We start from the raw sequence: 26,115 nt of genomic DNA, 5'->3' as shown, positions 1-26,115 counted from the left end.
GGCTTGGCACGGCTTTTTCCGTTTTTCCTGATTTCAATTCTGGTGCATATAAGCATTTTAGGCTTTCTGCCCAAGTTTGAGGTCAGTTTTACAAACAAATCTGAACCGGTTGAGGTGGAGATTATCCCGCCCAGACCTAAGATTCTTCCCAAACCTCCGGTGAGAAATACCGGAGTGCCGGAAAAACCAGCCGAAAACCCTTTTAAAAATATTGAACCGACAATCACTATGCCGGATCTTGATATTCCCACAGTTGATGTGGACTCTAAATATGATGTTGAAGTTCCGGATCTCAAAGTAAGCCGTGTCACTACGGATTCTGAAGCGAGAGTGGACAACAGGCTGCTTTCTGAAATTCAGTCAACAAAAGAAACTGTTGATAAAGAAGTGAACGCCGGACAGGGTGAAAAATCCACGGCGGAAGCAAAGGAATATGCTGACAGCAGCTTTTTTGTCCTTGAAAATATAAGCAACACGAAAAGACGCATAACTCATGTTCCGCCTAAACCTTCATTTTCTCTTTCCAACAACACAAAAGTTAACCTTCGCTTTAAGATAGATAAGCAGGGCGGCACCTACGGTATTGTCCTGATTACAAGAAGCGACTCTAACATAGAAAGACTGGCTGTTGAATTTGTGGAGAGACTCAAATTCAACTCTGTTACATATGCAACCAACGATTCCGCAGAAATAACGCTCTACTTCAAGGTTAGATAATGAATTCTCTTAATGACAAAATACGCTCCCTTATAGCTGATAAGGGCATGATAACTTTTGCCGAATTTATGAATATGGCTCTCTATGAACCCGGTCAGGGGTATTACCAGAAACAGAATCCGTTTGGTCATCAGGGTAGTTTCTACACCTCTGTAAATGCTTCTGCATCCTTCGGGCGTACACTGGCAAACGCCTTTGCAGATACAGCTACAAGGCTTTCCCTGCCTGCTCATTTCTGTGAAATGGGAGCGGGAAGCGGGATGCTTGCCAATGATATTCTGACTCATCTTAAAAATACTAAGCCGGACTTTTATGCGGAGCTGAAATATACAATTATAGAGAAAAGCGGATATCTTATCGAGCGCCAGAAGGAGCTTCTGAAAGAGCATGAAGGCAAAATAAACTGGACTGCCTTTGAGGATTTCGGCGGATTTCAGGGAGTTTTCTATTCTAATGAGCTTGTGGACGCATTTCCGGTACACAGGGTTATCAGAATAGGAGAAGAGGTTAAAGAGCTTTATGTTATTGAGCATGAAGGCGGGCTGACATTTTACCCCGAAAAGCTCTCCACTCCGAAAATTCAGGAATATCTGGATAGAATAAACTTAAAAATAACTGACGGGCAGATTGTTGACCTCAACCTAGATATGACAGGCTGGGTTCAGGCTCTTTCCTCCAAGATAGACAAGGGAATCGTTTTCACAATAGACTACGGCTATCCGGCGGAAAATATATTTGCATCATACCGCAGGGACGGAACCGTTACCTGTTATTACAAACACTCGCAGAATAATGACTTTTTCGAGAGAGTGGGTGATCAGGACATCACTGCATTTGTAGATTTCACCTCACTTCAAAGCTATGGACATGATGCGGGGCTTGTACCTGTGTCTCTCACTCCCCAATGGCTGTTTCTAGTGCAGTCAGGAATACTTTCCGAGATAGAAAATGCGGAAACAGACCTTCAAAAAGCATCAGTTAAGGCTCTCATTATGCCTGAAGGCGGGTTTGGAACGAACTTCTTTGTATTGATTCAAGGGAAGAACGTTACTGTGCCGGATGATTTTCCTTACCGCAAGGGTGCGAAGGAAACTCTTGATATACTTTCTAAAATGAACGGATTCTAAAAGAAAAAGCCGCCTGAAGGCGGCTTTTAAATTTCTATTACTAAATAAGCTTATTAACCAGAAAGAACAGCAGGTAAAATAGCAGGAAGAAGCATATCACAAAGGCTGAAAGCCCTATTGACCAGTATTCCACAAGTCCGTCAACATAACCGTCCTCCGACTTCGCCATCTTCTCTCTCAGCCCTTTAAAACGTGTGTCCGGCACAATGAGAAGCAGAAGCCCCACAGGGTTTTTAGTGAGCATTCCGAGTGTTTTCGGAATGTAGCCGAAAAACAGTGCCTTTCCGAAATCCATAAACCTGATCAGTATGTTATCCACGAGCCATACGAACACCTTGTAGCCTTTTCTGTAGAAAAAGTCGAAATCAAGGTTGATGGAGCGTATTTCCGCCGGATAAAGACCGCTTCTTAAAAGCAGTGTAAACGCCAGAATGGAGAACAGCAGAAGCTGAAGCTGGAATATGGTGTGATCGGCTGTGTAAGCATTGTAAGTGACATCATATGGCAGTATCTGGAACAGATAGCCGGGGAAGATGCCTAAAAAGATGTTCAGAAAGGCAAGAAAACCCATGCCTATGAGCATATTGAGCGGGGCTTCCTTTGGTTTCAGACCGCTGTCATGCCCGAAGAAGGCAAAGAACGGAATCTTGATACCTGAGTGGTCAAGAACACCAGCGGATGCAAATAGAAGCACAAGCCACACAACCATAAAGCCTTCCGTAGCAACAGAGGAAAGGATCATGGACTTTGTTACGAATGCGGAGAACAGCGGGAAAGCCGAAATCGTCATGGAGCCGACTATTGTAAAAACAGTGGTAAACGGCATGTATTTGTAAAGCCCGCCGAGTTCTGTGGCCTTTATTTTGCCTGTCTGGTGAAGAACGGCGCCCATGCCCATGAACAGCAGAGATTTGAACATTATATGCACAAAAGCCTGCCCCACAGCGGCATTAATAGCCATCTGGCTGCCAACGCCTATGCCCACAACCATGAAGCCGAGCTGGTTGATAAGGCTGTATGAGAGAACCTTGCGGAGGTCATTCTCAAGCACTGCGTAAAATATGGGGAAAGCGGTCATAACTGCGCCGATGACTATCAGCGTTTCTTCTCCGGCAAAGCCTCTTGCGAGGGTGTAGATTGCCGTTTTTGTGGTGAAAACACTAAGCATTACAGTGCCGAGGAAGCTTGCCTTGGGGTATGAATCCACAAGCCATGTGTGTACAAAGGGCCATGCGGCGTTAACGCCGAAGCCTATCATAATCAGCCCTGTGGCAAGGTCTGTCCACCCCATATGCTCAAAGGCGACATTGCCTGTTGTGGTGATGTAGAGGATTATGCCTATAAGCAGTGCCAGACCGCCGACAAGGTGGAATATGAAGTAGCGGAATCCCGCTCCCACAGCTTCCATAGAGTCTTTGCGCCAGATTATAAAGGTCGAGGCGACTGTCATTATCTCCCAGAAAACATAAAGGGTGATAAGATCATATGCAAAAACAGCACCCAGACCGCCGCCGGCATAGATCAGCCCTATTATAAATTCTTTATTGCTCTTTACGTGCATTCCGTAAACAAGAACGGCTATGGATACTATATGAAAGGCGTAGCCGAACACTAAAGACAGCTTATCCACCCTGAAAAGGGCAAGCTGATGTCCCAGAAACTCATACTCAAGATACACCCCGTGGGGGATCATTGCGAGGTTGATAAGGCTCAGTACGGGGATGGCTATAAGCAGAGCATTACGGAGACTTCCCTTAAGAAATCCAGCTATAATCCCGCCGAGCATGAAGAACATAAAGGGTGGTATAAGAAGACCGCTACTCATAGTAGTTCTCCTTCCTCATGATCAGCGGGCGGATTACGTATTTGGCAAAAAGCACCAGCCCCACGTATGATATAAATCCGTAAACGGCGTAAAAGCCTGTTTTTTCTTCAAAGAAGAAGTAAGTATGCTTGTGGACGAACATATCCGCAAAAAAGATAACAGCGCACAGAACATAAAGAATTATAAGAATAATCTTTATATTCCGGGGGTTATCGAAAATGTATTTCTTTTCGGTATCTTTCATGATTAATCCGCCCCCTAGTGAGATAAAAATATATAAGCGAGGTACAGAACAGCCGCCGCCAGAACAACGCCGAATACAGGCTTGTAACCGGGTACGGCGTCGTGTTTCAGTTCAGTAAAGTCTTTGTCGTTATGATTCGCAGCCATGATCCCCCTCCTTATTCAGCGAACAGACCGGCAACTATTATGTCGGTAAAGTTTGTGAGAACCTGCGGGAAGAAGAACAGAAGCACAGCCACAGATGCCGTTACGCACATGGGTATCAGCATGGCAAGGGGAGCTTCGGTTACTTTATCATCCATACCGGCATCCAGAGGTTTCATGTAAGCGGTGTAGATTATGGGCAGGAAGTACAGAGCGTTCAGGAACGAACTCACTGCAAAGACCACAGCAACGGGCAGCATTCCCGCTTCCACCGCTCCGGTTACGAAGTAGTATTTACTTATGAAGCCGGACAGAGGAGGGATTCCTATAAGGCTTAATGCACCTATGGTGAATACCGCCATAGAAACGGGCATCTTTTTGGCTATTCCGCTTATCTGGCTGATATATTTTTTATGCAGAGCCACATAAACCGCACCCGCCCAGAAGAAAAGGCTTATCTTTGAAAAGGCGTGGATGGTTATGTGCATTATACTTGCCTTAATGCCTGACGGCGAAAGCAGTGCCGCACCGACGACTATGTATGAGAGCTGGCTGATGGTTGAGTATGCGAGCCTTGCCTTTATATTGTCCTGCCGCATTGCAATGAGTGAGGAGACAACGATTGTCACGCATGCAAAAGCGGCGAGGAAGGCTCCGGCGCCTATCTCTTTAAGAAGGTCAACACCGAAGACATAAAGGATTACACGGAGGACCACAAATACACCCATCTTTACCACCGCAACTGCGTGCAGGAGCGAACTGACCGGAGTCGGGGCGACCATTGCATTTGGCAGCCATGAGTGGAAAGGCATTATGCCCGCCTTTGCGATTCCTGCTATGTAGAAGGCGAATATAACCGCAAAGAAGAGGCTGTGTATTCCGCCTGTGTCGCCGAATATTCCGCCGAGTCTGAAATCCATTGTCCCTGCTGTGAAGTAGGTGAAAAGGATCGCAGGGAGAAGGAAGGCTATTGAGGTTCCCAGAAGGTAGATAAGGTAAATCCTTGCCCCTCTGAATGCTTCTTCGTTCTCTTCGTGGGCGATAAGCGGATATGTAAAGAGCGTGAGCGCTTCATAGAAGATATACATAGTAAAGAGGTTTGCGGAAAAAGCCGCACCCATTGTCACAGAGAGCGAGCCGGCGAAACAGATGAAGTATCTGGTCTGTGCATGCTCTTTGAGCGCCCTGACATAGCCTATGGAGTAAAAAGATGTGAGTATCCACAGGAAAGACGCCGTGAGGGCAAAGAAAAGCCCCAGACTGTCCACCTTAAAGGCTATGTCTATTCCCGGATATGCCGTTGCGAGTTTAAAGTATATTTCCTTTCCGCCAAGCACAGTGGGAACCATGCTTAAAACGATGAAAAACTTTGCCACAGCTGCGAGTATCGTCCAGCTCTCACGAAGGTTAGGATTACTGCGTGAAAGGTATATGGGAATAATCGCAACCAGAGAAACCAGAACAGCGTAAAGAGGCGCGGCAGAGTATATTATTTCCATGTCACACCTCCGAGAACAGCCTCAGCGGCTTTGGCGGCAAGCTCCACAGGGAAAGTGGCGAATATGCCGAAATATATGCAGAGAAAGGCAACAAACGCCATGGGGATAACCATTCCCATAGGCTCGCTGAGTTTCGCCGCAGGTGCGTGCCCGTGGTCATCGTGTCCGCCTTTAAAGTACATTACGAATATTACTTTACCGAAATAAATAGCTGTGAGCAGAGAGCTGAGAAGTATAACCCCTATGGCATACCAATGACCGGAGCTTATGGCTCCGAGAACCAGATACCACTTGCTCACAAACCCCACAGTAAGCGGAATACCTATTATGGAGAGTGAGAATATTGTGAATGCCGCAGCAGTGAAGGGCATCCTCCGTCCGATTCCGGCGAAGTCGCTTATTCTTTCTGAGCCTATATTATAGACAATCAGCCCCACAACAAAGAACAGACCGCCTTTCATAAGCGCATGGCTGAATATGTGCATTACGCCCCCTGTGAGAGCTTCAGCATTTACCATAGCCGCAGCCAGAAGTATGTAACCGATCTGCCCGACACTTGAGTAGGCAAGCATTTTCTTTATATTTGTCTGTGCTATTGCGATCACTGAGCCCATCACAATGGACAGTGATGCAAAGAATATTATTATTCCGGTGATAGGCACTGAACCCACATGGTATTCAATGTCAAACACGGAGAACATCAGCCTTATCAGCACATATGCACCGACTTTGGTTGATGTAGCAGCCATAGCCGCGCTCACCGCTGAAGGAGAGTAGGTATAGGCATCAGGCAGCCAGAGATGGAGCGGAAAAACCGCCATTTTTATGAGGATTCCCATAAGGATCAGGGCGTATGCGGTAAGCACCACGCTTGAACCGTTGAGTGGTTTGATTCTTTCAGCAAGATCAGCCATGTTCAATGTTCCCGTCACCATGTAAAGGTAACCGATTCCGAGAACTATGAAAGTTGCTGCCAGTGTACCGATAACCAGATAGTTAAAGCTGGCCATGGGAGCGTATCTCTTTTTGCTTGTGGCTATGAGTGCGTAACCGGAGAGTGATGTTATCTCAAGGAAAACATAGACGTTAAAAAGGTCTCCGGTAACTGTCATTCCTGTCATACCCACAACAAAGAGGATAAACACTGAATAGAATGCAGGGTGCTTATACTCTGGTACTTCCTTCTCAACAAGCTCTTTGCCGAAAAGGAGAGAAACCAGCGATATGAAGGAGATAACAGCCAGAACAAAAGCATTCAGCATGTCTATGCGGTATTCTATGCCTATGGGCGGCGCCCAATTGCCCAGATGGTATGATATGGGACCTTCTGTGCTGACTTTTGCCAGAATGGCCATTATCATTGCAAAAGATGCTGTTACAGCCAAAACGGCGGCATACCAGCATATTTTCCTGTTTATCAGCCCCAGAAGAGGAATTACAGGAACAAATATCAGCGGGACAGTTACAAGGAGAGCGGGGAAATTAACGGCAAGGTTCATCGGCTGACGCTCCCGCCGGATTCTCCGGCTTCTATTTCCCTTATTTTACTGTCTTCAATTGTTCCGTATGCTTTGTAAATATTTATCATCAGAGCGATTGCAACCGCTGTCGTACTGACGGAAACAACAATAGCCGTCAGTATAAGAACATGGGGCAGGGGGTTGTCATACCTGACTGCGCCCTCCCATACGATCGGTGCTGTGCCGTCCGTAACTTTTGCCATTGATATATAGAAAAGAAAGACGGATGTTTGAAATATGCTTAAGCCTATTATCTTTTTCATAAGGTTCTGCTTTGCGATAACAGCGTAGAAACCTATCATCATAAGGCAGACGCATATGAGGTAGTTGTATTTTGCGGCGATAAAATCAATCATCTTCCTTCCTCGCTATCTCAAAGAATATCGTAACCATCACAGAAGCAACGGCGATACCCACGCCAAGCTCGATGCCTATCATTCCGAGGTGGTTGCCTTTTTCGGCAGAACCGAAAGGAAGCTTGCCGTATTCCAGAAACAGACCACCGAAGAGGATAGTGATAAAACCGATTCCGGCGTATATCATCAGTCCCAGAGAGCAGGTGAAGTCGCTTATTTTCTGTTTGAATTTTTCTCTCGCTTTTTCTTTGCCCACAGCCAGAGCTATGAGAATGAAAGCGGAAGCGAAGATAACGCCAGCCTGAAAACCGCCACCGGGGCTTATCTCCCCATGTGCCTGAACATAGAAGGCAAACAGAAGGATAAAAGGAACCATACATCTTGCGACAGTGCGCAGGATAACATCATTTTTCATTTTTATCCCTCCTTCTTAAAAGCAGAATAACCGAAATAGCAGCAGTAAAGACAACCGAAGTTTCCCCGAGAGTATCAAACCCTCTGTAGCTGGCGAGAACGGATGTTACCATGTTTACAGAACCCGTATCATGTTCTGAGTGTTCGATATAATAGGGCGCCACATGTTTATGTATCGGCGCTTCAGGATCCATGTATGCGGGCATGTCTACTGTTGCGTAGAAAAGCATAGCCGCTGTCACTGCAACCACAGCCATAGGAAAGTATTTTCCGAGACCTGTACGCTCTCTGGAGGATTCAAACCTGTTCATTCTTGTGAGCGCCGCTATCATGAAAACACCGGAAACCCCTGCGCCGACAGCCGCCTCTGTGAATGCAACGTCAACAGCGTTAAGCTCTGTCCATACAAGCGCCATAAAAAGGCTGTAAACACTTAAATACATTATGGAGTTAAGTATATCCTTAGCCTGTATTGCGGCGATTGCTATTACCACAAGAAAGAGAAGAAGCATAAGATTAATCATTTTTCTTCCTCCACGGCTTAAGACCCTCCACCCATGCGGCTTTTGCTATCGCATGTGTGGCTGTGGGGTTTGCAATGTAAATGAAGATTATGACGAACAGCATCTTCAGGCTTAATATATTGAAGCCTTCATACACAATGAGACCAAGCACCACCAGTGTCTGCCCCATTGTGTCTGCCTTGCCGCCGGCGTGCAGCCTTGCGTAGAAGTCGGGCAGCCTAAGAACACCCAGAGATGCAACGACTATGAAAAAGCATCCTGCAAATATGAGGAAGCCGCTTATTATCATTCTTATTTCCATATCCTGCCCCCCTAATCCAGACGCCCTTTCTCCATGTAGCGGAGAAGAGCAATAGTGACGATGAAATTTATCAGGGCATAAACAAGGGCCAGATCCGAAAAGTGAGGTCTGCCGTATATGTAGCCCAGAAGGAGTATGAGGATAACTGTCTTAGTGCCGATGAGGTTGGCAGCAAGAATTCTGTCAAAAACTGTGGGACCTTTGATCATTCTGATGATCGTTATCACCGCAGAGAGAATGAGGATAGTTGCTGCTATACTAAACATTTCTGCTGCCCTCTATCTTAAGAACTTTATGTTCGATCTGCCTCTCCAGAATACCTTGTGCGTGGTACTCAGTGAGGGCATGAACAACAAATACATTATCTTCCTTAATGTCCAGCGTGACAGTCCCCGGCGTAATCGTGATTGAGTTTGCCAGAATAGTCAGCCCCAGATCGCTTTTGAGGTCGGACTTGACCTCGACCACGAGGGGGTCTATAGGCATGGACGGGCTGAGGACAATTTTGACCACCTGCATGTTGGCAATAAAGGTTTCCTTCATAAGCCACGGAAGATAAAGGATAATGTCCTTAACCATCCGGAAGTAGTCTTTCCTGAGCCTGTGCAGAAAGAAGTCATGGCTTAGATACGCAGCTATAAGGCTGAAAATTACTGCGAAAGCCACCAGAAGTCCGCCGAATTCTCCTGATAAAATGAACCAGAAGATGAAAAGCACCAGAAATGTGAATATGAATGTCATCCCCGCTCCTTAAAAACAAAACAGGTTTATAGTATCAGTTTTGAAGGTGTAGTCAATATTTTTCGGAAAAATCGTACACTCAGTTCTATTTTTTAAGATATTGTAAACTATACAAATAGTCAGCCAAACCGAAAAAAATACATGGCACACTATAGGCTTTATATATGAAACATATCTTAAAAAACTATAACTGAGTGGGTTTATGTATATTTTGTATACAGTATACCACTAATTTACGGGTTAAGTGAAATTTAAAGAAAATATTTTTTAAAAAAATTTCATTGCAGTATGTGCTTATACGGCATATAAGTTAATAGAGTTAGATATTTCTAAGAAGGTGAACTATGATTGAAAAACTTATCCTGATTGCCATATTGGCAGGAGCTGTGTACTTTCTGTATTACAAGCTTATAAAAAACAGGGGCTGCGGATGCGGTGACGGAAAAAGCTGCTGCGGCGGGAACAAGCACGAAAACTGATAAGCATAAAGTGGACATATCTGCATCAACGGGTATATTATTAAAATAATCCTAAGGAGATAAAGATATGTCAGCGCACATCAATATAGCCCTGCGGGGTGAAAAAGTTCTTAATATGCGGGCGCACGCTGTTGATGATCCTTCTGATCCGATGATAAAACAGCTTGCAAAAGATATGCTTATTGCCATGAAAACCCATGGCGGTGTGGGAATTGCCGCTCCGCAGATAAGGGTTTCAAAGCGTCTTCTGATAATACATTCACAACCGAATGAACGCTATCCGCAGGCTCCCGATATGGATCCGCTTATTATGGTTAATCCCGAAATTATTTCTTTTTCCGAATGCTTTGACAGTATGTGGGAAGGATGCCTGAGCTTGCCGGGCTTAAGAGGACTTGTGCCGAGGCAGACCGGAGTGAGTGTTCGCTACAACGACCTTTCCGGGAAAGAGGCTGAGGTCTGTCTTCAAGGGTTTCCCGCCCGCATCTTTCAGCACGAGTTTGACCATCTCGAAGGAATTCTCTTTCCGCTCAGGGTTACAGAATGTTCGGATATATACTCCGAAAGTGAGTATAAAAGAAGGGTGCTTGGCTCATAATGGTTGATGACAGAGCATTTAACGAGCTTTTCCATCCGCTGCTGATTCCCCGTACTGCTTTTAAAACAGTCGGCGGAGCAGTTAATATTATTTTTAAAAATGCACTTGGTTTGCCTTTGCAGAGCTTGCTTTTCAGGCTGTGGCTGCATGATTCTCCCGCTGCCGCTGCCATTGAGAGTTCGGGTTTGCCCCGATATGCCGTCGAATCGGAATATAAAAAATTTCTGACACTCGATGTGCCGCCTGAATCTCTTAACAGGATGGCTGTTTTCCCGTCCGGGCGAGTACGCAGAAGCATGGCTAACCGTTTCATATGGGACGGTGACTGGGACAGAGGCGGACTGAGCTTTAAAAGTATAGATAGATTCGTTTTAATGACAGATATATGGGGCAATAGAGAAAACCTGAGGAACAGCAGACGCTATGCAGAGCTGACCGAGATGATAAAAAAAGGCAGACCTTACACCGAGTTCAACAGAAACCGCATGGGGATCTATCTGAATACGGAAAGTAAGGTGTTACGGTATCTTGAAATTTATCTCGAATTCATGACCCAGCTTCAGGCGCATGGTTATGACAGCTCTCTGGAAAAGGATCCTGTGTGCGCCGCAATAGACAGAGACGGCGGACTGATCAAGACCGCAAAGGGTCTGCACCGTCTCGCTATGGCGCAGGTTCTTGGTATGAAAAGCATCCCTGTCCGCATCAGAGGCGTTCACCGTGAATGGTGGAGTAAAACCGCCGGAAATGAAACGGACAGGAATATGAAGATTATACGTTCAACGGAGCATCTTTTTTCCGCTTCATAAGTTTTTTAAGTCTTTTCTTGAAGTTTATGCGTGCCTTGTAGCTATGAAGCCACTTCAGGGCGTCTCTTTCTGCTTTTGCCGGATTATCGCCGGAGAAAGAGGCATACTCACGGATGATTGTACGCATGGTATCATCATCAGCCCAGAGCTTAACAAAGTTTTTAATTCTGTTTTTGTATGATATTTTACCGAATCTCATGCGGTTTATATCAACAATCTCAAACTTCCATCCCGAATTTACCTTTTTAACCAGTATGTTACCAGGTGAATAGTCCTTGTGGTATATGTTCTTCGCATGGAGACTATGAGTAAACTCTGCAAATTCTTTCAGGATTTCATCTCTGTTTTCAATCTCTTTATCCAGAAGAACAGTTCTTATTGTGAAGTCGCTTTCTGAATAAGCGGAAACATAAAAGCTTTCCTTTATCATTTTGCCGGAGAAAAATTCTATATACCCCACAGGTTCAGGCGTATTTGTTTCCAGCGATTTTAATACCAGCGCATTATCAAATGATCTTTTCGCTTTGCTGTCTCTGATAAATGAGTATGCAAACCGATTCACAGGTGACGGAATCCTGAAAGATTTCAGGACAAGTTTTTTGCCGGAATAGGTGATAACCCTTATCTCATTTCTTGCTTTGTGCATTACTTTGAAATCTCGCTCAAACAGATGTTTAATGTTCAATAATAACTCACGGTTATAAGTGTCTGATACTTCAAATTTAACATTAGCAGATGACCCTTTTTGAAGTTCAATACATAAATCATTCATAATAATTCCCCTTTAATAAAAGATGATTTGACTTGAGCATTAACTCAATAATAAGAGTGTAAAAAATTGTAATAAAATCTGACAAATAGTTGACTTAATAGAGTTAGATAAAATCTTGAAATGAACTTAGGTTCTTTTTCCGACTATGTATACGATGCGGTATGTTACGGGAATTGTCTCTCCGTCTCCGAAGAACGATTGATAAAGCTCGCAAAATCTGCGGTATGAATCTTTTCCAGCTGCGGAGGTTCTGCCTGTGAACCTTGCTCCTGTGGCTTTTTGCTTTTGTAAAAATTCCTTAACATTTCTGAAACGCAAAACGTAGTCATGTATCTCAAGCCGGTACTTAATGCCGTTTATACTGCTGAACAGCCTGTCATAAAACTCAGGGGTTTTCAGGGAGTATACACTGCCGAAGCCTGTGATGCTGTTTAATAAAGCCATTTCAGGAAATGTACCGTCACAGAAAACGGAAAAATAGAATCTGCCTCCGTTTTTTAAAGTGCCGAGACATTCAGGTATCGACTGTTCAGGTCTCTGAAACCATTGAAGAACCGATGAGCTGACAAGAACATCCGCACATTCACTCCTGAACGGCAGCTTTTCTCCATCTGCCTGAATAAACATTCCCTGTAAACAGGATGATGCTTTTGTCATAGAGTAGGCTATATCAAGCCCTATAAAGCGCTGAGGTTTGCATTTTGATAGAAATATTTCTGTGAAAATGCCGCTTCCCGTACCTATTTCAAGCACTGTTTCGGGGAAGTTCTCTTGTGTTAAATCACTTAGTTTTGATGCTACGATTTTCTGTATATCTGCTGAGGAGTCATAGCAGTCCGCCGCCTTATCAAAAAATCTTTTTATGTGTATTTTCATATATGATGTCAGATATCCTGCTTTCTTTTATATAGTGCCCGCATTCAAGGGTGATAAGCTTTTCTCCGTGGAGCATGTCCGCAACATCCTCACTGGCACGGAAATTAACTATCATATCATTTGCACCCTGCACAAGGATAACCTTTTCAGCTGCGTTAAGACCTTCCGCATTAGCCCGGCTGGTCATGAGGAACTCAAGCCCTTCGATTAGCCCGTTTGTTATATTAGTATCGGTTTCCGGCTGAAATCCGGTTATGCCGCATTTATCATAAAAATCATGAAGAACTGCCTGCGGATCACGCTTCATCTTTTTTATCATAAGCATAATGACCTGAGTATGGAAGTAATCGCAGAAACTTATGAAAGGGGCAAAAAGGAAAATCTTTTCATATTTATCCATTATTTTATCTATATTTTTCAGAATAATATGTGCCCCTGTTGACCATCCGGCTAAATATTCCCCGCCTTCTTCCAAGGCTGTTTCAATATCCTGTTCTGTGTGGGTTACAAATGGAAGATAAAACGGATATCGTGAGGAAATATGCGGAAAAAGAGCAGGAAAGCCAGCCCAGCCGGAAACAAATTTAAGCATTTTTCAGCCTCCTTACGGAAGAAACAACATGTCTGATCTCTTCATCGTCCAGATCAAGGCGGACAGAAAGCCGAAGCCTCGCTGTGCCTTCGGGAACTGTGGGAGGGCGTATCACGCCGGCTTTGATATTAGCTTCTTCCAGAAGTTTTCCCGCCTGCTGAACGGCGAAGTTGTCTCCTATTATAACAGGAATTATCTGTGTTGAGGAGTCAGCCGTGTCAAAACCAGCCTCATTGAGCGCACTGCGGAGATTTTCTGCTTTTTCCAGAAGCTGATAACCGCTATCCGGATTGTGTTTCAGCCATTTGAGAGCGCCGATATTCGCACCGATAACCGCAGGCGGCAGGGATGTCGTGAAAATGAATGCTCTGCCCTTGTTGCGGATGTAGTCCGTAATATCACTGCTTCCTGCGATATATGCACCGAATGAGCCGAGAGCCTTGCTGAACGTGCCCATATGAATGTCTATCCGTTTTTCCAGCCCAAGTTCATGGGCAAGACCCCTGCCGTGACCAAGAACCCCTGTGGCGTGGGCTTCATCCACAACAGTGAGAGCGTTGTATTTTTCAGCGAGCTGAACAATTTCAGCCAGATTAGCTCTGTCGCCATCCATGCTGAACACACTGTCAGTCACGATTATTTTTTCTTTAGTGTCCTTATATTGTTCAAGGAGTTCTGCAAGATGTGCAGTATCGTTGTGGCGGTAGCGTATGTGATTTGCCCCGCTGAGTTTTATTCCGTCAATTATGCTTGCGTGGTTCAGCTTATCTGAAAAAACGGCGGTGTGGCGGGTCGCTATAGAAGCTATCACAGCGAGATTTGCCATGAATCCTGTGTTAAGGACAAGACAGCTTTCAGTCTCTTTGAATTCCGCCATCTCTCTTTCGAGGGAGTTATATAATGAGAAATTTCCCGTTACCACCCTTGAAGCTCCGCTGGAGCAGCCGAAGAGGCGGAGTGCCGATGCGGATTCGCTCACAAGCTCCTCTTTTTCTGAAATCCCCAGATAATTATTTGAGGCAAGGTTCAGAAGCTTTTTTCCACCGGCGAGAATATATTTTCCCGCACCCTCATCAATGTCAGGCAGACTGCGGTAAAGTCCTTCCGATTTAATTTTTTCCAGTTCTTCTTTAAGTTTTTCCTTCATAGTTTTAAGGATATAACCCATGCTTGCACGGTGTCAACGAATATAGTAGAGTGACAATTATGAAAACAGATTCCAAGTGCCCGACAAATATCTGGCATCCATGTACCCAGATGAAAGACCTTGAAACCCATCCGCTTCTTGAAATTGAACGTGGGGAGGGTGTGTATCTCATAGACAGATACGGTAAAAAATATATAGACGCCGTCTCTTCCTGGTGGGTGAACCTTTTCGGTCACTGCAACCCAAGGCTGATCAGTGCGTTGAAAAAACAGGCGGAAAGGCTTGAACATGTCATATTCGCCGGAACAACCCACAGCCCCGCAGAAGAAGTGGCTGACGGGCTGCTGCGTATCACTCCGCCTGAATTAAATAAGATCTTCTTTGCTGACAACGGCTCATCCGCTGTTGAATCCGCAATGAAGATGAGCTACGGATACCGTAAAAACACAGGCAATACACGCAAGAACCGCTACGCTTTTCTCACGGACGGATACCACGGTGAAACTCTGGGCTGTTTGTCCGTCTGCGGAGAGACTCTCTATACGGATCTATACGGCGATATTATGATCGAAAATATCAAAGTTCTGGGTCCTGACTGCTTCAGATGCCCCTGCGGGAAAAAACGGGGAAAATGCGCTGTTGAGTGCTTTGGGTTTATGGAACAGGCTTTAAGGGAAAATGCAGAGATCCTTACTGCTGTTCTTGTTGAGCCGCTGATACAATGCGCCGGAGGGTTCAAAATGTTCCCGCCGGAATATCTTGTTAAGCTTCGCAGGCTCACATCAGCGCTTGATATTCACCTTATTTTTGATGAGATAGCAGTGGGCTTCGGCAGAACAGGCACAATGTTCGCCCTTGAACAGGCGGGAGTTTGCCCTGACATGCTTTGCCTTTCCAAAGGGATAACATCCGGTTATCTGCCCCTTAGTGTTGTTATGACCACGGATGAGATATTCTACGGATTCTACGATGATTACTCCACAGGAAAGGCTTTTCTGCACAGCCACAGCTATACTGGAAATCCTCTTGCCTGTTCCGTTGCGGTGGAGACTCTGAAAATTTTCCGTGAAGAGAATGTTATAGAGACAAACAAGCCCAAGTCTGAGCATATGAGAAAGTGTATAGAGGACGCCTTTGCAGATAATCCGCATGTAGGGGAGATAAGGCACACGGGTTTTGTGTCTGTTGTGGAGCTGGTGAAAGACAAAAACGGGAAAATTCCTTTTGAGTCCGGTCTCCGCACAGGATTTCAGATTTACCGCAAGGCGGTGGAGAATGGGGCTCTGCTTCGGAACCTTGGTGATATTATATACTTCATGCCGCCTTATGTGATCAGTAAGGACGAGACTGAAACACTTGTTGGCATCGCCCGTGATTCTGTGAATGAGGTGCTGGGGTGAGATTCTTTATCTCCGGCTCCGGCACAGGAGTGGGAAAGACATTTTTTTCCGCACTCCTTGCGAAGCATTTTCATGATGAAGGCATGGATGTGTCATACATAAAACCTGTACAGACAGGTTATCCGGCAGATAATGACGCCGCTTTTGTTAAATCTTTTTCCGGTATCTTCAAAGCCCGCACACTTTTTACAGCCGAACCGCCGGTTGCACCTTGCCTTTGTTTTGATAACTTTCCGTTTGATGAAGCGGTGAGAGAGATAAATGAAGACAGATCAGAAGTTGTGATAGTTGAAGGAGCGGGCGGAATAGCAGTTCCTCTGGATTACAGACGCATGACATGGGAAATAGCCAAAAAGTGCGGTCTCGGAGTAATTATAGTTATTCCGGATAAGCTTGGCTGTGTTAACGAAGCTGTTCTGAACCGTTCGTTTCTGTTTGAGAAAGGAGTCTGTTTCAAAGGTTTTGCGATGAACAGATTTTTTTCCGAAACAGAGGCGGACAGCAAAAATGCGGGGATTATAGAAAAGCTTATCCCCGCTTCGATACTGTATTATTTTGACAAAAAGCTTTATTCAAAAAGTGATGAAACGTCAGAACTGTAGCTGATGTATCCATGTCCGGCGTTCGCTGCCCTGTTTGATTCGGCTATGGTTTTCAGCAGACTGTCACTGTCGCCTTCCTGTAAGTTTTCCTCCAGTGCCGCCAGCACAGCCTCAAGGTTGGTGTTTCCTTCAGTTCCGAAAAAGCTTGAGCCGAGTTGGAAAAATTTTTCCAGAGCAGCTTTCTGCGCTTCCGTTGTTGTTGCATCTTCGGATGTGTAACTTTTCAGCATATCAAGAGCTGCCTGAGAAATCTGCACTGTGTCAAGTGCGGATGAAGAGCTTGATGTATCTGTCTGACCTATCAGAAGAGGACTGGCACTCTGTTTTGCTGATAAAACAGTGGCGGATGTATCGTTTTTAAGAAGTTTATTATACTGCTCCAGCATTATGCTTTTTGCTGTGACCTGCATTTTTTGCCTCCGGTTTTTTTCGTTTTTTTATAAGTAGCAGTCCGCATGCCAATTTGTTATATTGCACCGGAGAGGATGAAGATGATGATGAAAACACCTGCGGAAAAGCTTCTGAGTCACCGTTTCAGGGGATATGCTCCGGCGGAGCATACCTTTTCAGGCTTCTGTGAGGCGGCAAAAAGCTCCGTAAAATATTTTGAAATAGATACCAGAGCTTCAAAGGACGGTGTTCTTTATGTCTTTCACGATCCATATGTGCAGGGACTAAGCTTCCCTGCCAGCGATAGCAAAGATATTGATAAAATTAAGATATATCAGGATGAACCTATTCCCCGCCTTGATGATTCCTTAAAAATTTTCAGGGAAAGGTTTTCCCCTGACACAGTTTTCTGTCTGGATGTTAAGGACATCGGTTTTGAGAAAGAACATATCAGGCTTATACAGAAATACGGCTTGGAAAAGCAGGTTGCCATTGTTTCCTGGTGTGCCCTTTCTCTTATGAATTTCAATGTGGAAGGTTTTTCCGCTCCTTTATTCCTTTCACACCAGAGCCTTTTTGCATATGGCTTAAGGGGAAGGGTTACGGAGTTTTTCTCAAAGAACCGAATAAAATTACAGAAATATAATGTATTCACAGGAAAAAATGTTTTTGAGTCTGTTCCTCGTGAGCTTTATCAGGGATATTTCCATTCACTGAGATGCCGGACTCTGCCGGATAAACTTTTGAAAATTATTCGCAAATCCGGGGGCGGTGTGTGCGTGGCAAAAAATCTTGTCTGCCCGCAGCTTGTTTCATACTGTGAGGATAACGGGCTGAAACTCTGGATATATTCTGTAAATGATATTAATGCTTACAGACGTTTCGCAGCCATACAGGGTATTGATATGATCTTTTCTGACAGGGCTGAAAGCATTCTGAAGGAATTAATTAAAGCATAAAAAAAGGAGCCGTGAGGCTCCTTTTTTTGTTTTGTTTAAGTTATTAAAGAGATGGAAGATTTACTCCGCACCTACTCCGAGGTATGTTCTTATTTTTTCCTGCTCAAATTTTTCCTGTGACTCAGGTTCAGGAGCCGTTACAGAACCTATGTAAGCCGCAAGGAAAGCTATGCTCATAGAGACGATAGCGGGGTTTTTGAGGGGGAATATAGCTTTCTCAAATCCGAAAATGTTAACCCATATAACAGGGCTGAACAGAATGCAGAGGGAAGCAGAAACTGCACCTGCGATTATTGACCATACAGCGCCTCTTGTGCTGAACTTTTTCCATGTAATAGAAAGAAGCAGGGCAGGGAAGTTCGCACTTGCTGCTATTGCAAATGCAAGACCCACGAGGAAGGCAACGTTCTGGTTTTTGAAAAGGATTCCCAGAGCAACTGCAGCAACGCCGAATACGACTGTTGCTATTCTTGCAACTTTAACCTGCTCCGCCTCAGTAGCCTGACCTTTCTTAAACACGCTTACATAAATATCATGGCTCATTGCAGAAGATGCGGCAAGTGTGAGACCTGCAACAACCGCAAGAATTGTAGCAAAAGCAACTGCTGCGATGAAACCGAGGAAAGGTTTGCCGCCGAGTGCCGCTGCAAGGATGGGTGCAGCCATGTTTCCACCCTTATCTATTCCGGTTATGAATTCCTGACCGACGAGGGCTGCTGCGCCGAAGCCGACTATGGGGATAACCAGATAGAAATATCCGATAAAAGTTGTTGCGTAAGCAACTGATTTTCTTGCTTCTTTAGCATCGGGCACAGTGAAGAATCTCATAAGGATGTGGGGCAGACCAAGCAGACCGAACATCAGCGCCAGACCAAGGGAAAGGGCTTCTATGGGGCTTGTTACAAACCCGCCGGGTTTGAACATTGTTTCAAATCCATATGTGTCGCTTACTGCTCCGAAAAGATTTGCGGGGTTGAACCCGAACTTGAAGAGAACGAGTCCCGCAAGAATAGTTATACCAAACAGAAGAAGAACAGCCTTGATTATCTGTACCCATGTTGTAGCAAGCATTCCGCCGAAAAGAACGTACAGAAGCATAACTGTGCCCACAAGGATTTCAGCCAGTTCATAAGGCATGCCGAACATAAGCTGGATAAGCTTGCCGGCGCCCACCATCTGAGCGATAGTGTAGCAGAGAACAACAAGGATGCCGCCGACTGCGGATGCTATACGGATGGGACGGTTTTTAAGCCTTGATGAAACAACATCTGCAAATGTGAATTTACCGAGGTTTCTGAGAGGCTCTGCTATGAGGAACATAAGAGCGGGCCATCCCACAAGCCAGCCTACAGCATATATTGCACCGTCATAACCGCGGAGAGCAACCATGCCTGATATACCAAGGAAAGAAGCGGCAGACATATAATCGCCGGCGAGGGCAAGACCGTTCTGAAAACCTGTTACGCTGCGCCCTGCTGCGTAGAATTCGCTAGTGGTTTTTGTTTTTCTCGCAGCCCAGTATGTAATCATCAGTGTTCCGGCAACTATTATAGCAAAGAAAATAAGTGCTATCGGGTCTGCCTTGCCGGCCTGAAAGTTTGCGAGTCTCTGAGCAATAACTTCATTCATGAGCGTGTCTCCCTTATTTCAGCATCTTTTTAAGTTCTTCGACTTCTTTGTCATATGAGCTGTTAGCCCAGAGAACATAGATGATTGTCAGAACCCATGCGATTACAATAACTGCTACAAAGAGAGCGATTCCCAGAGTGATGTTGGGTGTTACGAGATGAATCATCTGTTCCTTGTCCAGCGAAATAAGGAACAGATATCCGAAATACACAACAAAGAGGATTGCCAGCATTATGTAGCTGAAAGTCCACCTCTTTCTGACAAGCTTTTTGAACCTGTCAGAGTTCACGATTTCGTGAGCGTTCATAAAGACCTCCTACCTGTTTTAGAAAAAGTATAAAAGTACAAGCAGTTTCAATTATACGGTTTAATACATGTTTAAATCCGTATGCGCCTTAATTTAAAACTACTTTATATTATGTATGTATTATTAAATTATATAAGTGATATTTGTCAAGAAGATTTTATTAATTCAAATACTGTATAATGTTACAAATACGTTGATATAAGGTGTAAAAAATTAATATCTATGTAAGTTTATTTAAAGTTATTTGATTAATTATTAATGAGACAGCGGTATAGAATTCATGATTAATAAATAAATTCATAAATGGTTTGTTTAATGCGGGTGTTTATTTTATGTTTAAAAATAAGTTTTTAATGAAAATTGTTTTTTATTAATGTTTTATGTATGTATGTCTGATGCAGTAATGAGCTTTTGAAACACAAGTCATATTTGTTTTACTCTATATGATTAATAGTGTATAAATTTTCAGAAGGTATAAAATTGGTCTGTTAAAAAAATCCGATATGTATATAATCAAAGGAAAAAGGCTGTCATGGCATGTTTTGCGATATGTAGAATAGTGGTTGATTATTGTGCATGCTTATTTTGTATATTCAGTCTGATGCTGAAAATCGTTTCGGAGGATTTATGGAAATCAGTTCCATGAACGGAATAATAGATATTCTGGACAGACTCACAAGATTTTATGTTTTCAAAGGTATTGAATATTCCCGTATGCGGATTTTGCTTGAAAAAGGAGAGTTTGTATCTGTGGAGCAGGGGGAAGTGCTTTTTAAGAAAGGCGAATCCTACCACAAGGGGGTCTACCTTGTTTATAGAGGCAGTGTGGAGCTTTACAATGATTCCGGTCTCAAGGTTGTTGCGGCTGAGGGTGATTTTGCAGGGCTTTCAAACTTCGTGGGAAAGTCTGTGTATCATGTCAGCGCAATGGCATCTGACAACTCCGACCTTATCTTCATACCTGAGTTAAGTATATATAAGCTTATGGAGGTTTCCGAAGACTTCAGGGAACGTTTCTATGGTCTTGTCACCGGACGCATAAATGCAGTCACGGGGAAAAGTACGGGTAATATTGAATCCCGCACATATAAACCCGTGGGCAGCTATATGACAAGCCCTGTAATAACTGTAAAAACAACAGATACCGTAATGGATGCAGGCAAAATAATGTCTGAACACAATATCGGCGCCCTTGCTGTTCTGGATGAAAACGAGTCCCTTGCGGGGCTTATTACCAGCAAACACATGGTTCACAGGTTTCTTTCAAATATTGAAAGCAGTCTTCAGGCTCCGGTCGTGAAAAATTTCATGGAGAAAGAACCCCTTGTGCTGCCTGCTGAGTTCCCTTTGGCGGAAGCATTGGGTGAGATGCAGACGAAAGCGCAGGAGTATGCCCTTATTTCGATGAAAAACAAGCCGGTCGGAATTATTTCCAATAATGATATAATGCGTTCTCTTTTCCGGAATACCACAATCCACAGCACATATATTGAAGGTGTTTCCGGTCTGGATGAGCTTCGTACATCTTATCAGGGTCTTTATAAAATAGCTGAGAGCGTTGTAAGCAGCTCTAGGCTCACATACGATGCTCTGCCCGTTATTTCCTCTGTGCATCTTAATATACAGAAAAAAGTCTACAGACTCACGGCTGAGAAGTTTGCCGCCGAGACAGGCTTCGATATAACTAAAGTCAGACACTCTCTCATTATAATGGGCAGCGGCGGGCGTAAAGAGATGATGCTTGACCCCGATCAGGACAACGGATTCATTTTTGCTGATGATGCAACGGATGAGGAGATTGAAATGTTTCTGAAATTCGGGGCTATGTTCACAGACAGCCTTGAATATGTTGGTTACAAAAAATGTCCCGGCAACGTTATGGTGACTAACCCTGAAATGTCCATGAGGCTTTCCGATTGGAAAAACAAGGTTAGAAACTGGGTGGACGGCTCGGCAGGCAAAAGCATCCTCTGGAGTAATATTGTTTTCGATTATGACGGGCTTGCAGGTGATGAAAAGCTTGTCTGGGAACTCAGGGAGTATATTAATATGAAAATTTCCCAGAAGCCCATTTTCCTTATATATATGCTTGAAAACGATTCTAATCAGCGCAAGCCGATTAATCTTTTCGGCAAGTTTATAACTGAGAAAGAGGGAGAACATGCCGGAAAAATGAATATGAAGGTTGCGGCTCTGGCATTTATTGTGGATGTCACCCGTGCTTTTACGCTGAAATGCGGTCTGAATGATTTAAATACTATTGAGCGGCTTAAACATCTTCGGCGTAAGAAGATTCTTTCGGATGAACTTGTTTCGCAGACACAGGACGCCTATGAAATCCTTGTGGATATAACGCTGAATGAGCAGATAAGGCAGGCATACGCAGGAGAGGGTATAAGCAAATTTGTGAACCCTGACAGTCTGTCTATGTATAATCAGGAAAAGCTTCGTAAAGCACTTAATCACATGTCGAAGTTTTTGTCTGTGGGGCTGAAATACTTCAAAGGGCATCCTTAGCCTCTATTAATGAAGAGTGTGTGAGGTATATTGACTGCCGCAGGTTTCTGATATAATCTCATTTTCATGAAATCGGACGCAAAACGGATATTCTCCAACGCATCTTCCCTGTTTATTCTTCAGCTTATTACATATGCAATATCTTTAGCCGCCGTTCCTTATCTTGTCCGTGTTTTGGGTCCATCAAAATATGGTCTTGTTATCTTAGCCCAGTCACTTATTACATATTTTATATTCCTTGTGGATTACGGTTATGACATGTGGGGAACAATTCAGATAGCCGAAAATCAGCATGATAAAAAACGGTTATCCGCAATATTTCACAATGTTATGGCGGGCAAACTGATTCTTGGCGGTATCGGATTTATAATTATTCTGATTCTTACTGTTTCTGTGGATAAGTTCCGTGAGGAGCGTCAGCTTATCCTGCTGAGTTTCGGGATGATCTGCGGACAGATCCTCATTCCCTCATGGTTTTACAGAGGAATGGAGCGGATGAAGTTTATTGCTTACTGTCTTGTTTCGGTTAAGGCAGGGTATCTTCTTCTTATTTTCCTCACTGTCAGAACCGTTGCGGATTATGAGCTTGTTCCAGCTGCGAATTTCATCGCCTACACTCTGGCAGGTGCTTACGGTATCTGGACTGTGTATGCAAAATTCGGACTTTCCTTTGTACCCCCTGTTTTCAGTGAAGTATTGAGAGGGCTTAGGGAAGGCTTCATCTATTTTGCCAAAGCAATGACAGATAATTTCGCCAAGATCACCAATACCCTTATCCTTGGCTTCATGGCAGGGGATGCCGCAGTTGGATTTTACGGCTCGGCGGAGAAGCTTATGGATGCTGTGCGGGCTATGCTTTCCCCTGTTTTTCAGGCAATTTTCCCGCACTCCCGCAGAACAGCGGCGAGATCAAAGGCTGAATGGTTTATCTTTATCAAAAAGGCGGGCGTCGCCGTAACAGCTTTTTCGGCGGTTCTTGCAGCGGTGATTTTTATTTTCTCAGATTTCGGCGTAAGGCTTGTTCTGGGCGAAGAATTTATGCCGAGCGTACCTGTTTTGCGGATGCTTGCTGTTTATCTTTTCTTTTTCACACTTAACAATATAATGGGAGCGCAGACATTGGTGTGCTTTGACAGAGGTAAGGCTTTTCTTAATCTGACTATCGGTGCGAAAATGCTTGGACTCCTCCTCTCTTTTCTGCTTATTCCTGCGTTTTCAGAAAAGGGGGCAGCGCTTGCGCTTGTTTCATCAGAAGCGGCTTACAGCCTTTTTCTTACTATATATATTATTAAAAGCGGACTCCTTTATGATGTCCGCAGGAGCGGCATGTGAAAGCGGCATTTGTTGTTAACTATTTAAGAACGGAAACTTTTTATGGAATTTCTCAGTATATAGACGCAGACACCCACTGGATCGCCACCGGAGACCCGGACTGGATAAACTTTCTCAAATCAAAAGGTGTTGAGGACAGCAGAATACTGAATTTGGCTTCCGCATCTTCAAATGATGATACAGACATCTCTGCCGTGCTTGAGATGGAGGAGCATTCACCGTACAAAGCATCGGCAATAATAATGTCCGACCGTCTCTTACGCCGCAAACCCCGTGAAAAAAGCTATCCTTACATTGCCGCTGTGTATTCTATGATAAAAAAGTTCATCACTGACAACGGTCTGGATGTCATATTCGGTGAGATGACGTGGGCTGCGGAAGCTGCCGCATCAGCAGCGGCGGAAAAGTGCGGTATCCCTTACCTTGTTCCTGCGACCACAAGGATCCCAAACGGCAGGTTTACTTTTTTCAAAGGCTTATTTCAGGACAGGCTTTTTCTGGATAATCCGGCATTTGACTCGGACCTTGAAACAGCAGAAGCTTTTTATGATGAATTTGTCAGCCGCCGCCCTGTGCCTGATTATGCTCACAGAATGCGTGACTACGCTCTTTTCAGTGCAAAGAATATGCGTAAATTTGCAAAACATTTGTCATATATGATGTTTCATCGTGATAAGGATATGACCCGCCCGGATCTTGATTATCTGTTTGATCAGCGCATCTTTCGCCGCAATAATGCCAAAAGGCTGAAAAGACTTCGTCTTTCAAAAGATATCTCTTTTCTCAGCGGTATGAAATACTGCGTATATAATCTTCATATGCAGCCGGAAGCAAGCATCGATCTTTTAGGAGCGTACAATTCGGATCAGTTCCATATAATCCAGAATATCGCCCGCTCAATACCTGCGGACGCCGTGGTGGTTGTCAAGGAACATCCACAGGCGGTAGGTGACAGGGTCAGGGAGTTTTACAATGCTGTAAATGATCTGCCCAATGCTATTCTTGTTCATCCTGAGGCAGACAACTGGGAACTTATGGCGGGAGCATTCGCCGTTATCACTGTTTCCGGAACAGTGGCTTATCAGGCAGCACTGACAGGCACTCCTGCGGTTGTTTTTGCAGATATGTTTTTCGATGAGCTTCCCCTTGTTCACAGGTGCAAAAGTCAGGAGGAGCTGCCTGATATTCTGGAAAAGTGTATGAATTCAAACAGAAAACCGGACAGAACAGCATGCACGGCTTTCCTTGCCAGAGTGATAAAAAACTCATTCGAGGGTTCAGTCTACGGACGTGAGGTCAGCGATTCAAATGTGCAGGAGGGAAACTTTAAAACCGCCGCCAAAGGTTTTAACGCTGTCCTGCATCATATTAAGAATGAAAAACCGGAGATAGTCCGTTAGTCCTCTTTCACAAGATACTGCTGGTTATTGTAATATCCTTCAAGAAAAGCTGTGCGGGCCTCATCGGGGCTAAGGTATGTTTTGCTTACTGCAACATCCGCCGAGTATTTAAGTTTTGCGCTCATTACATCTATGCTTTCGCTTGCTTCGTCCTCAAACCCTTTGCCTGTGATTGTGAGCTTTCTGGCATAGTTATCTGAGAGAATCCCTCCGAGAAGCGCCTTAAGCTGAGGTGCGGACATGCTCCCCTTTGTGTTGCCCATGCTGACGGTTATATCCATTTTCAGTCCTTCCAGAGTACCCATGATCGAACCGAGTTCACGTCCTGATTCGCTGGTAAGAACAGTATCGACAAAATCCGCCGTGGGGGCTTCAACACTTAGTTCAAATTTTCTGAAAACTTCCCAGTTTTGTATCTTGTTGTAGGCGTCGTTTATGAAGACAGGGTCAAGAATAACGGTATTGTCATCTGCCAGCCACCTGAGAAACTCCGTAAAAGCACCTTTGCCTGCTGTGCCTGATGCGGTGAGGATAAGTCTGTCCTGCGGGAGTGCGAGTCCGTAGGTTATGTCGCCCAGAGTACCGGAGTTGAGCGGAACCTCGCTCAGTTCTCCGTTTCTGTCATACCACACAGGCCAGTTTGATTTCTCTTTTATGAGTCCGAAAAGGTAGGCGGGATAACTGTTAACCTCAAATGATTCAAACAGTTTGAACATTATTTCCCGGCTTTTTGTTTCAAAAAAGCCGTAGTCCATGCCGCTGTCAAAAAGGGTGGAAAGTTTTTCGGAAAGGGTCATGAAAACCCCGTCCTCCTGTGATTCTATATTAAAGAAGTTTACGTTGATCCGTTTTTTTTCAGTCATTTATTTCCTCATTACATTAAATTAAGTTTATA

30 protein-coding genes are annotated in these 26,115 nt (G+C 44.3%); 11 read left to right on the top strand and 19 right to left on the bottom strand.

Translation table 11 applies throughout. The features are described 5' to 3' along the window. The first annotated feature begins 3 nt into the window (after positions 1–3). Both ACYRYY_RS03510 and ACYRYY_RS03505 read left to right on the top strand, forming a co-directional pair. On the top strand, positions 4–717 hold the full coding sequence (locus tag ACYRYY_RS03510) for a hypothetical protein (RefSeq protein ID WP_460214110.1): 714 nt from the start codon (positions 4–6) through the stop codon (positions 715–717). Next, complete coding sequence (locus tag ACYRYY_RS03505; protein WP_460214109.1) at positions 717–1,844, top strand: class I SAM-dependent methyltransferase; 1,128 nt, start codon at positions 717–719, stop codon at positions 1,842–1,844. The genes ACYRYY_RS03510 and ACYRYY_RS03505 overlap by 1 nt, the downstream gene beginning before the upstream one ends. A 40-nt stretch (positions 1,845–1,884) precedes the next feature. Here the strand turns inward: ACYRYY_RS03505 and ACYRYY_RS03500 are convergent, their stop codons facing one another. The 11 genes from ACYRYY_RS03500 to ACYRYY_RS03450 are packed head-to-tail and all read right to left on the bottom strand — an operon-like array spanning position 1,885 to position 9,411. Further along, positions 1,885–3,669, bottom strand: a complete 1,785-nt coding sequence (locus ACYRYY_RS03500) for a Na(+)/H(+) antiporter subunit D (RefSeq protein ID WP_460214108.1) — start codon at positions 3,667–3,669, stop codon at positions 1,885–1,887. Continuing rightward, positions 3,662–3,913, bottom strand: a complete 252-nt coding sequence (locus tag ACYRYY_RS03495) for a hypothetical protein (RefSeq protein ID WP_460214107.1) — start codon at positions 3,911–3,913, stop codon at positions 3,662–3,664. Before ACYRYY_RS03495 ends, ACYRYY_RS03500 begins: the two co-directional genes overlap by 8 nt. Positions 3,914–3,927: 14 nt before the next feature. Beyond that, complete coding sequence (locus tag ACYRYY_RS03490; protein WP_460214106.1) at positions 3,928–4,059, bottom strand: hypothetical protein; 132 nt, start codon at positions 4,057–4,059, stop codon at positions 3,928–3,930. Positions 4,060–4,070: 11 nt separating this feature from the next. Continuing rightward, complete coding sequence (locus tag ACYRYY_RS03485) at positions 4,071–5,555, bottom strand: monovalent cation/H+ antiporter subunit D family protein (protein ID WP_460214105.1); 1,485 nt, start codon at positions 5,553–5,555, stop codon at positions 4,071–4,073. Continuing rightward, positions 5,546–7,054 carry a monovalent cation/H+ antiporter subunit D family protein gene (locus ACYRYY_RS03480; protein ID WP_460214104.1) on the bottom strand — a complete coding sequence of 503 codons (1,509 nt, stop codon included), beginning with the start codon at positions 7,052–7,054 and terminating at the stop codon, positions 5,546–5,548. Before ACYRYY_RS03480 ends, ACYRYY_RS03485 begins: the two co-directional genes overlap by 10 nt. Continuing rightward, entirely contained in the window at positions 7,051–7,431 is a 381-nt protein-coding gene (locus ACYRYY_RS03475) for a cation:proton antiporter subunit C (RefSeq protein WP_460214103.1), read from the bottom strand. Before ACYRYY_RS03475 ends, ACYRYY_RS03480 begins: the two co-directional genes overlap by 4 nt. Further along, positions 7,424–7,846 carry a Na(+)/H(+) antiporter subunit B gene (locus tag ACYRYY_RS03470; protein WP_460214102.1) on the bottom strand — a complete coding sequence of 141 codons (423 nt, stop codon included), beginning with the start codon at positions 7,844–7,846 and terminating at the stop codon, positions 7,424–7,426. The genes ACYRYY_RS03475 and ACYRYY_RS03470 overlap by 8 nt, the downstream gene beginning before the upstream one ends. Continuing rightward, positions 7,836–8,369, bottom strand: a complete 534-nt coding sequence (locus tag ACYRYY_RS03465; protein ID WP_460214101.1) for a DUF4040 domain-containing protein — start codon at positions 8,367–8,369, stop codon at positions 7,836–7,838. The genes ACYRYY_RS03470 and ACYRYY_RS03465 overlap by 11 nt, the downstream gene beginning before the upstream one ends. Next, the gene (gene mnhG, locus ACYRYY_RS03460; protein ID WP_460214100.1) at positions 8,362–8,670 is read right to left on the bottom strand and encodes a monovalent cation/H(+) antiporter subunit G; all 309 of its coding nucleotides are present in this window, start codon (positions 8,668–8,670) and stop codon (positions 8,362–8,364) included. The genes ACYRYY_RS03465 and mnhG overlap by 8 nt, the downstream gene beginning before the upstream one ends. A gap of 11 nt (positions 8,671–8,681) precedes the next feature. Next, entirely contained in the window at positions 8,682–8,936 is a 255-nt protein-coding gene (locus ACYRYY_RS03455; protein ID WP_460214099.1) for a monovalent cation/H+ antiporter complex subunit F, read from the bottom strand. Beyond that, positions 8,929–9,411 (bottom strand): Na+/H+ antiporter subunit E, encoded by a 483-nt coding sequence (locus ACYRYY_RS03450; RefSeq protein WP_460214098.1) that lies wholly within the window; start codon positions 9,409–9,411, stop codon positions 8,929–8,931. Before ACYRYY_RS03450 ends, ACYRYY_RS03455 begins: the two co-directional genes overlap by 8 nt. 344 nt (positions 9,412–9,755) lie before the next feature. Between ACYRYY_RS03450 and ACYRYY_RS03445 the strand changes: the two genes are divergently transcribed. From ACYRYY_RS03445 to ACYRYY_RS03435, 3 genes are all read left to right on the top strand, one after another. Continuing rightward, positions 9,756–9,890, top strand: a complete 135-nt coding sequence (locus ACYRYY_RS03445) for a FeoB-associated Cys-rich membrane protein (protein ID WP_460214097.1) — start codon at positions 9,756–9,758, stop codon at positions 9,888–9,890. Positions 9,891–9,957: 67 nt separating this feature from the next. Then, on the top strand, positions 9,958–10,488 hold the full coding sequence (def, locus tag ACYRYY_RS03440; protein WP_460214096.1) for a peptide deformylase: 531 nt from the start codon (positions 9,958–9,960) through the stop codon (positions 10,486–10,488). Next, entirely contained in the window at positions 10,488–11,297 is an 810-nt protein-coding gene (locus ACYRYY_RS03435; protein WP_460214095.1) for a hypothetical protein, read from the top strand. Before def ends, ACYRYY_RS03435 begins: the two co-directional genes overlap by 1 nt. Here ACYRYY_RS03435 and ACYRYY_RS03430 read toward each other — a convergent pair. From ACYRYY_RS03430 to bioF, 4 genes are all read right to left on the bottom strand, one after another. Beyond that, positions 11,260–12,069 (bottom strand): lipopolysaccharide kinase InaA family protein, encoded by an 810-nt coding sequence (locus ACYRYY_RS03430; RefSeq protein WP_460214094.1) that lies wholly within the window; start codon positions 12,067–12,069, stop codon positions 11,260–11,262. The genes ACYRYY_RS03435 and ACYRYY_RS03430 overlap by 38 nt on opposite strands. A gap of 126 nt (positions 12,070–12,195) precedes the next feature. Beyond that, on the bottom strand, positions 12,196–12,945 hold the full coding sequence (locus tag ACYRYY_RS03425; RefSeq protein ID WP_460214093.1) for a methyltransferase domain-containing protein: 750 nt from the start codon (positions 12,943–12,945) through the stop codon (positions 12,196–12,198). After that, positions 12,917–13,537: a hypothetical protein gene (locus ACYRYY_RS03420; RefSeq protein ID WP_460214092.1), complete on the bottom strand. Its 621-nt coding sequence runs from the start codon at positions 13,535–13,537 to the stop codon at positions 12,917–12,919. The genes ACYRYY_RS03425 and ACYRYY_RS03420 overlap by 29 nt, the downstream gene beginning before the upstream one ends. Next, a complete protein-coding gene (gene bioF, locus ACYRYY_RS03415; protein ID WP_460214091.1) occupies positions 13,530–14,705 on the bottom strand; it encodes an 8-amino-7-oxononanoate synthase in 1,176 nt (391 codons plus the stop codon). The genes ACYRYY_RS03420 and bioF overlap by 8 nt, the downstream gene beginning before the upstream one ends. Positions 14,706–14,743: 38 nt before the next feature. Between bioF and bioA the strand changes: the two genes are divergently transcribed. Further along, the gene (bioA, locus tag ACYRYY_RS03410; protein WP_460214090.1) at positions 14,744–16,084 is read left to right on the top strand and encodes an adenosylmethionine--8-amino-7-oxononanoate transaminase; all 1,341 of its coding nucleotides are present in this window, start codon (positions 14,744–14,746) and stop codon (positions 16,082–16,084) included. After that, positions 16,081–16,686 (top strand): dethiobiotin synthase, encoded by a 606-nt coding sequence (bioD, locus tag ACYRYY_RS03405; protein ID WP_460214089.1) that lies wholly within the window; start codon positions 16,081–16,083, stop codon positions 16,684–16,686. The genes bioA and bioD overlap by 4 nt, the downstream gene beginning before the upstream one ends. Here the strand turns inward: bioD and ACYRYY_RS03400 are convergent. Continuing rightward, on the bottom strand, positions 16,653–17,096 hold the full coding sequence (locus ACYRYY_RS03400; RefSeq protein ID WP_460214088.1) for a hypothetical protein: 444 nt from the start codon (positions 17,094–17,096) through the stop codon (positions 16,653–16,655). The genes bioD and ACYRYY_RS03400 overlap by 34 nt on opposite strands. A gap of 81 nt (positions 17,097–17,177) precedes the next feature. Between ACYRYY_RS03400 and ACYRYY_RS03395 the strand changes: the two genes are divergently transcribed. Then, on the top strand, positions 17,178–18,035 hold the full coding sequence (locus tag ACYRYY_RS03395) for a glycerophosphodiester phosphodiesterase (RefSeq protein WP_460214087.1): 858 nt from the start codon (positions 17,178–17,180) through the stop codon (positions 18,033–18,035). A 60-nt stretch (positions 18,036–18,095) separates the two neighbouring features. Here ACYRYY_RS03395 and ACYRYY_RS03390 read toward each other — a convergent pair whose 3' ends face one another. After that, positions 18,096–19,664 (bottom strand): sodium:solute symporter family transporter, encoded by a 1,569-nt coding sequence (locus ACYRYY_RS03390; protein WP_460214086.1) that lies wholly within the window; start codon positions 19,662–19,664, stop codon positions 18,096–18,098. Between the two features lie 13 nt (positions 19,665–19,677). Then, positions 19,678–19,971, bottom strand: coding sequence for a DUF485 domain-containing protein (locus ACYRYY_RS03385; RefSeq protein ID WP_460214085.1), 294 nt, complete (start codon positions 19,969–19,971; stop codon positions 19,678–19,680). A 627-nt stretch (positions 19,972–20,598) separates the two neighbouring features. Between ACYRYY_RS03385 and ACYRYY_RS03380 the strand changes: the two genes are divergently transcribed. The 3 genes from ACYRYY_RS03380 to ACYRYY_RS03370 all read left to right on the top strand — a co-directional run bounded on the left by ACYRYY_RS03380 (position 20,599) and on the right by ACYRYY_RS03370 (position 25,220). Beyond that, complete coding sequence (locus ACYRYY_RS03380) at positions 20,599–22,488, top strand: putative nucleotidyltransferase substrate binding domain-containing protein (protein WP_460214084.1); 1,890 nt, start codon at positions 20,599–20,601, stop codon at positions 22,486–22,488. Positions 22,489–22,554: 66 nt separating this feature from the next. Further along, positions 22,555–23,820 (top strand): oligosaccharide flippase family protein, encoded by a 1,266-nt coding sequence (locus tag ACYRYY_RS03375; protein ID WP_460214083.1) that lies wholly within the window; start codon positions 22,555–22,557, stop codon positions 23,818–23,820. After that, positions 23,817–25,220: a capsular polysaccharide export protein, LipB/KpsS family gene (locus ACYRYY_RS03370; RefSeq protein ID WP_460214082.1), complete on the top strand. Its 1,404-nt coding sequence runs from the start codon at positions 23,817–23,819 to the stop codon at positions 25,218–25,220. Before ACYRYY_RS03375 ends, ACYRYY_RS03370 begins: the two co-directional genes overlap by 4 nt. On the opposite strand, the gene ACYRYY_RS03365 is transcribed toward ACYRYY_RS03370, so the two are convergent. Continuing rightward, positions 25,217–26,083 (bottom strand): DUF6731 family protein, encoded by an 867-nt coding sequence (locus ACYRYY_RS03365; protein WP_460214081.1) that lies wholly within the window; start codon positions 26,081–26,083, stop codon positions 25,217–25,219. The genes ACYRYY_RS03370 and ACYRYY_RS03365 overlap by 4 nt on opposite strands. Between the last annotated feature and the right edge of the window lie 32 nt (positions 26,084–26,115).

It is taken from the genome of Geovibrio sp. ADMFC3, from assembly GCF_054687035.1.
Note: the sequence above shows the minus strand (reverse complement) of the source record. Positions and strands in the feature narration are given on the sequence as shown.

Excerpts from the sequence above, each read along its gene's own strand:
- ACYRYY_RS03505 (WP_460214109.1), top strand. The coding sequence starts at position 717 with ATGAATTCTCTTAATGACAAAATACGCTCCCTTATAGCTGATAAGGGC.
- ACYRYY_RS03500 (WP_460214108.1), bottom strand. The coding sequence starts at position 3,669 with ATGAGTAGCGGTCTTCTTATACCACCCTTTATGTTCTTCATGCTCGGC.
- ACYRYY_RS03495 (WP_460214107.1), bottom strand. The coding sequence starts at position 3,913 with ATGAAAGATACCGAAAAGAAATACATTTTCGATAACCCCCGGAATATA.
- ACYRYY_RS03490 (WP_460214106.1), bottom strand. The coding sequence starts at position 4,059 with ATGGCTGCGAATCATAACGACAAAGACTTTACTGAACTGAAACACGAC.
- ACYRYY_RS03485 (WP_460214105.1), bottom strand. The coding sequence starts at position 5,555 with ATGGAAATAATATACTCTGCCGCGCCTCTTTACGCTGTTCTGGTTTCT.
- ACYRYY_RS03480 (WP_460214104.1), bottom strand. The coding sequence starts at position 7,054 with ATGAACCTTGCCGTTAATTTCCCCGCTCTCCTTGTAACTGTCCCGCTG.
- ACYRYY_RS03475 (WP_460214103.1), bottom strand. The coding sequence starts at position 7,431 with ATGATTGATTTTATCGCCGCAAAATACAACTACCTCATATGCGTCTGC.
- ACYRYY_RS03470 (WP_460214102.1), bottom strand. The coding sequence starts at position 7,846 with ATGAAAAATGATGTTATCCTGCGCACTGTCGCAAGATGTATGGTTCCT.
- ACYRYY_RS03465 (WP_460214101.1), bottom strand. The coding sequence starts at position 8,369 with ATGATTAATCTTATGCTTCTTCTCTTTCTTGTGGTAATAGCAATCGCC.
- mnhG (WP_460214100.1), bottom strand. The coding sequence starts at position 8,670 with ATGGAAATAAGAATGATAATAAGCGGCTTCCTCATATTTGCAGGATGC.
- ACYRYY_RS03455 (WP_460214099.1), bottom strand. The coding sequence starts at position 8,936 with ATGTTTAGTATAGCAGCAACTATCCTCATTCTCTCTGCGGTGATAACG.
- ACYRYY_RS03450 (WP_460214098.1), bottom strand. The coding sequence starts at position 9,411 with ATGACATTCATATTCACATTTCTGGTGCTTTTCATCTTCTGGTTCATT.
- ACYRYY_RS03445 (WP_460214097.1), top strand. The coding sequence starts at position 9,756 with ATGATTGAAAAACTTATCCTGATTGCCATATTGGCAGGAGCTGTGTAC.
- def (WP_460214096.1), top strand. The coding sequence starts at position 9,958 with ATGTCAGCGCACATCAATATAGCCCTGCGGGGTGAAAAAGTTCTTAAT.
- ACYRYY_RS03435 (WP_460214095.1), top strand. The coding sequence starts at position 10,488 with ATGGTTGATGACAGAGCATTTAACGAGCTTTTCCATCCGCTGCTGATT.
- ACYRYY_RS03430 (WP_460214094.1), bottom strand. The coding sequence starts at position 12,069 with ATGAATGATTTATGTATTGAACTTCAAAAAGGGTCATCTGCTAATGTT.
- ACYRYY_RS03425 (WP_460214093.1), bottom strand. The coding sequence starts at position 12,945 with ATGAAAATACACATAAAAAGATTTTTTGATAAGGCGGCGGACTGCTAT.
- ACYRYY_RS03420 (WP_460214092.1), bottom strand. The coding sequence starts at position 13,537 with ATGCTTAAATTTGTTTCCGGCTGGGCTGGCTTTCCTGCTCTTTTTCCG.
- bioF (WP_460214091.1), bottom strand. The coding sequence starts at position 14,705 with ATGGGTTATATCCTTAAAACTATGAAGGAAAAACTTAAAGAAGAACTG.
- bioA (WP_460214090.1), top strand. The coding sequence starts at position 14,744 with ATGAAAACAGATTCCAAGTGCCCGACAAATATCTGGCATCCATGTACC.
- ACYRYY_RS03400 (WP_460214088.1), bottom strand. The coding sequence starts at position 17,096 with ATGCAGGTCACAGCAAAAAGCATAATGCTGGAGCAGTATAATAAACTT.
- ACYRYY_RS03395 (WP_460214087.1), top strand. The coding sequence starts at position 17,178 with ATGATGATGAAAACACCTGCGGAAAAGCTTCTGAGTCACCGTTTCAGG.
- ACYRYY_RS03390 (WP_460214086.1), bottom strand. The coding sequence starts at position 19,664 with ATGAATGAAGTTATTGCTCAGAGACTCGCAAACTTTCAGGCCGGCAAG.
- ACYRYY_RS03385 (WP_460214085.1), bottom strand. The coding sequence starts at position 19,971 with ATGAACGCTCACGAAATCGTGAACTCTGACAGGTTCAAAAAGCTTGTC.
- ACYRYY_RS03380 (WP_460214084.1), top strand. The coding sequence starts at position 20,599 with ATGGAAATCAGTTCCATGAACGGAATAATAGATATTCTGGACAGACTC.
- ACYRYY_RS03375 (WP_460214083.1), top strand. The coding sequence starts at position 22,555 with ATGAAATCGGACGCAAAACGGATATTCTCCAACGCATCTTCCCTGTTT.
- ACYRYY_RS03365 (WP_460214081.1), bottom strand. The coding sequence starts at position 26,083 with ATGACTGAAAAAAAACGGATCAACGTAAACTTCTTTAATATAGAATCA.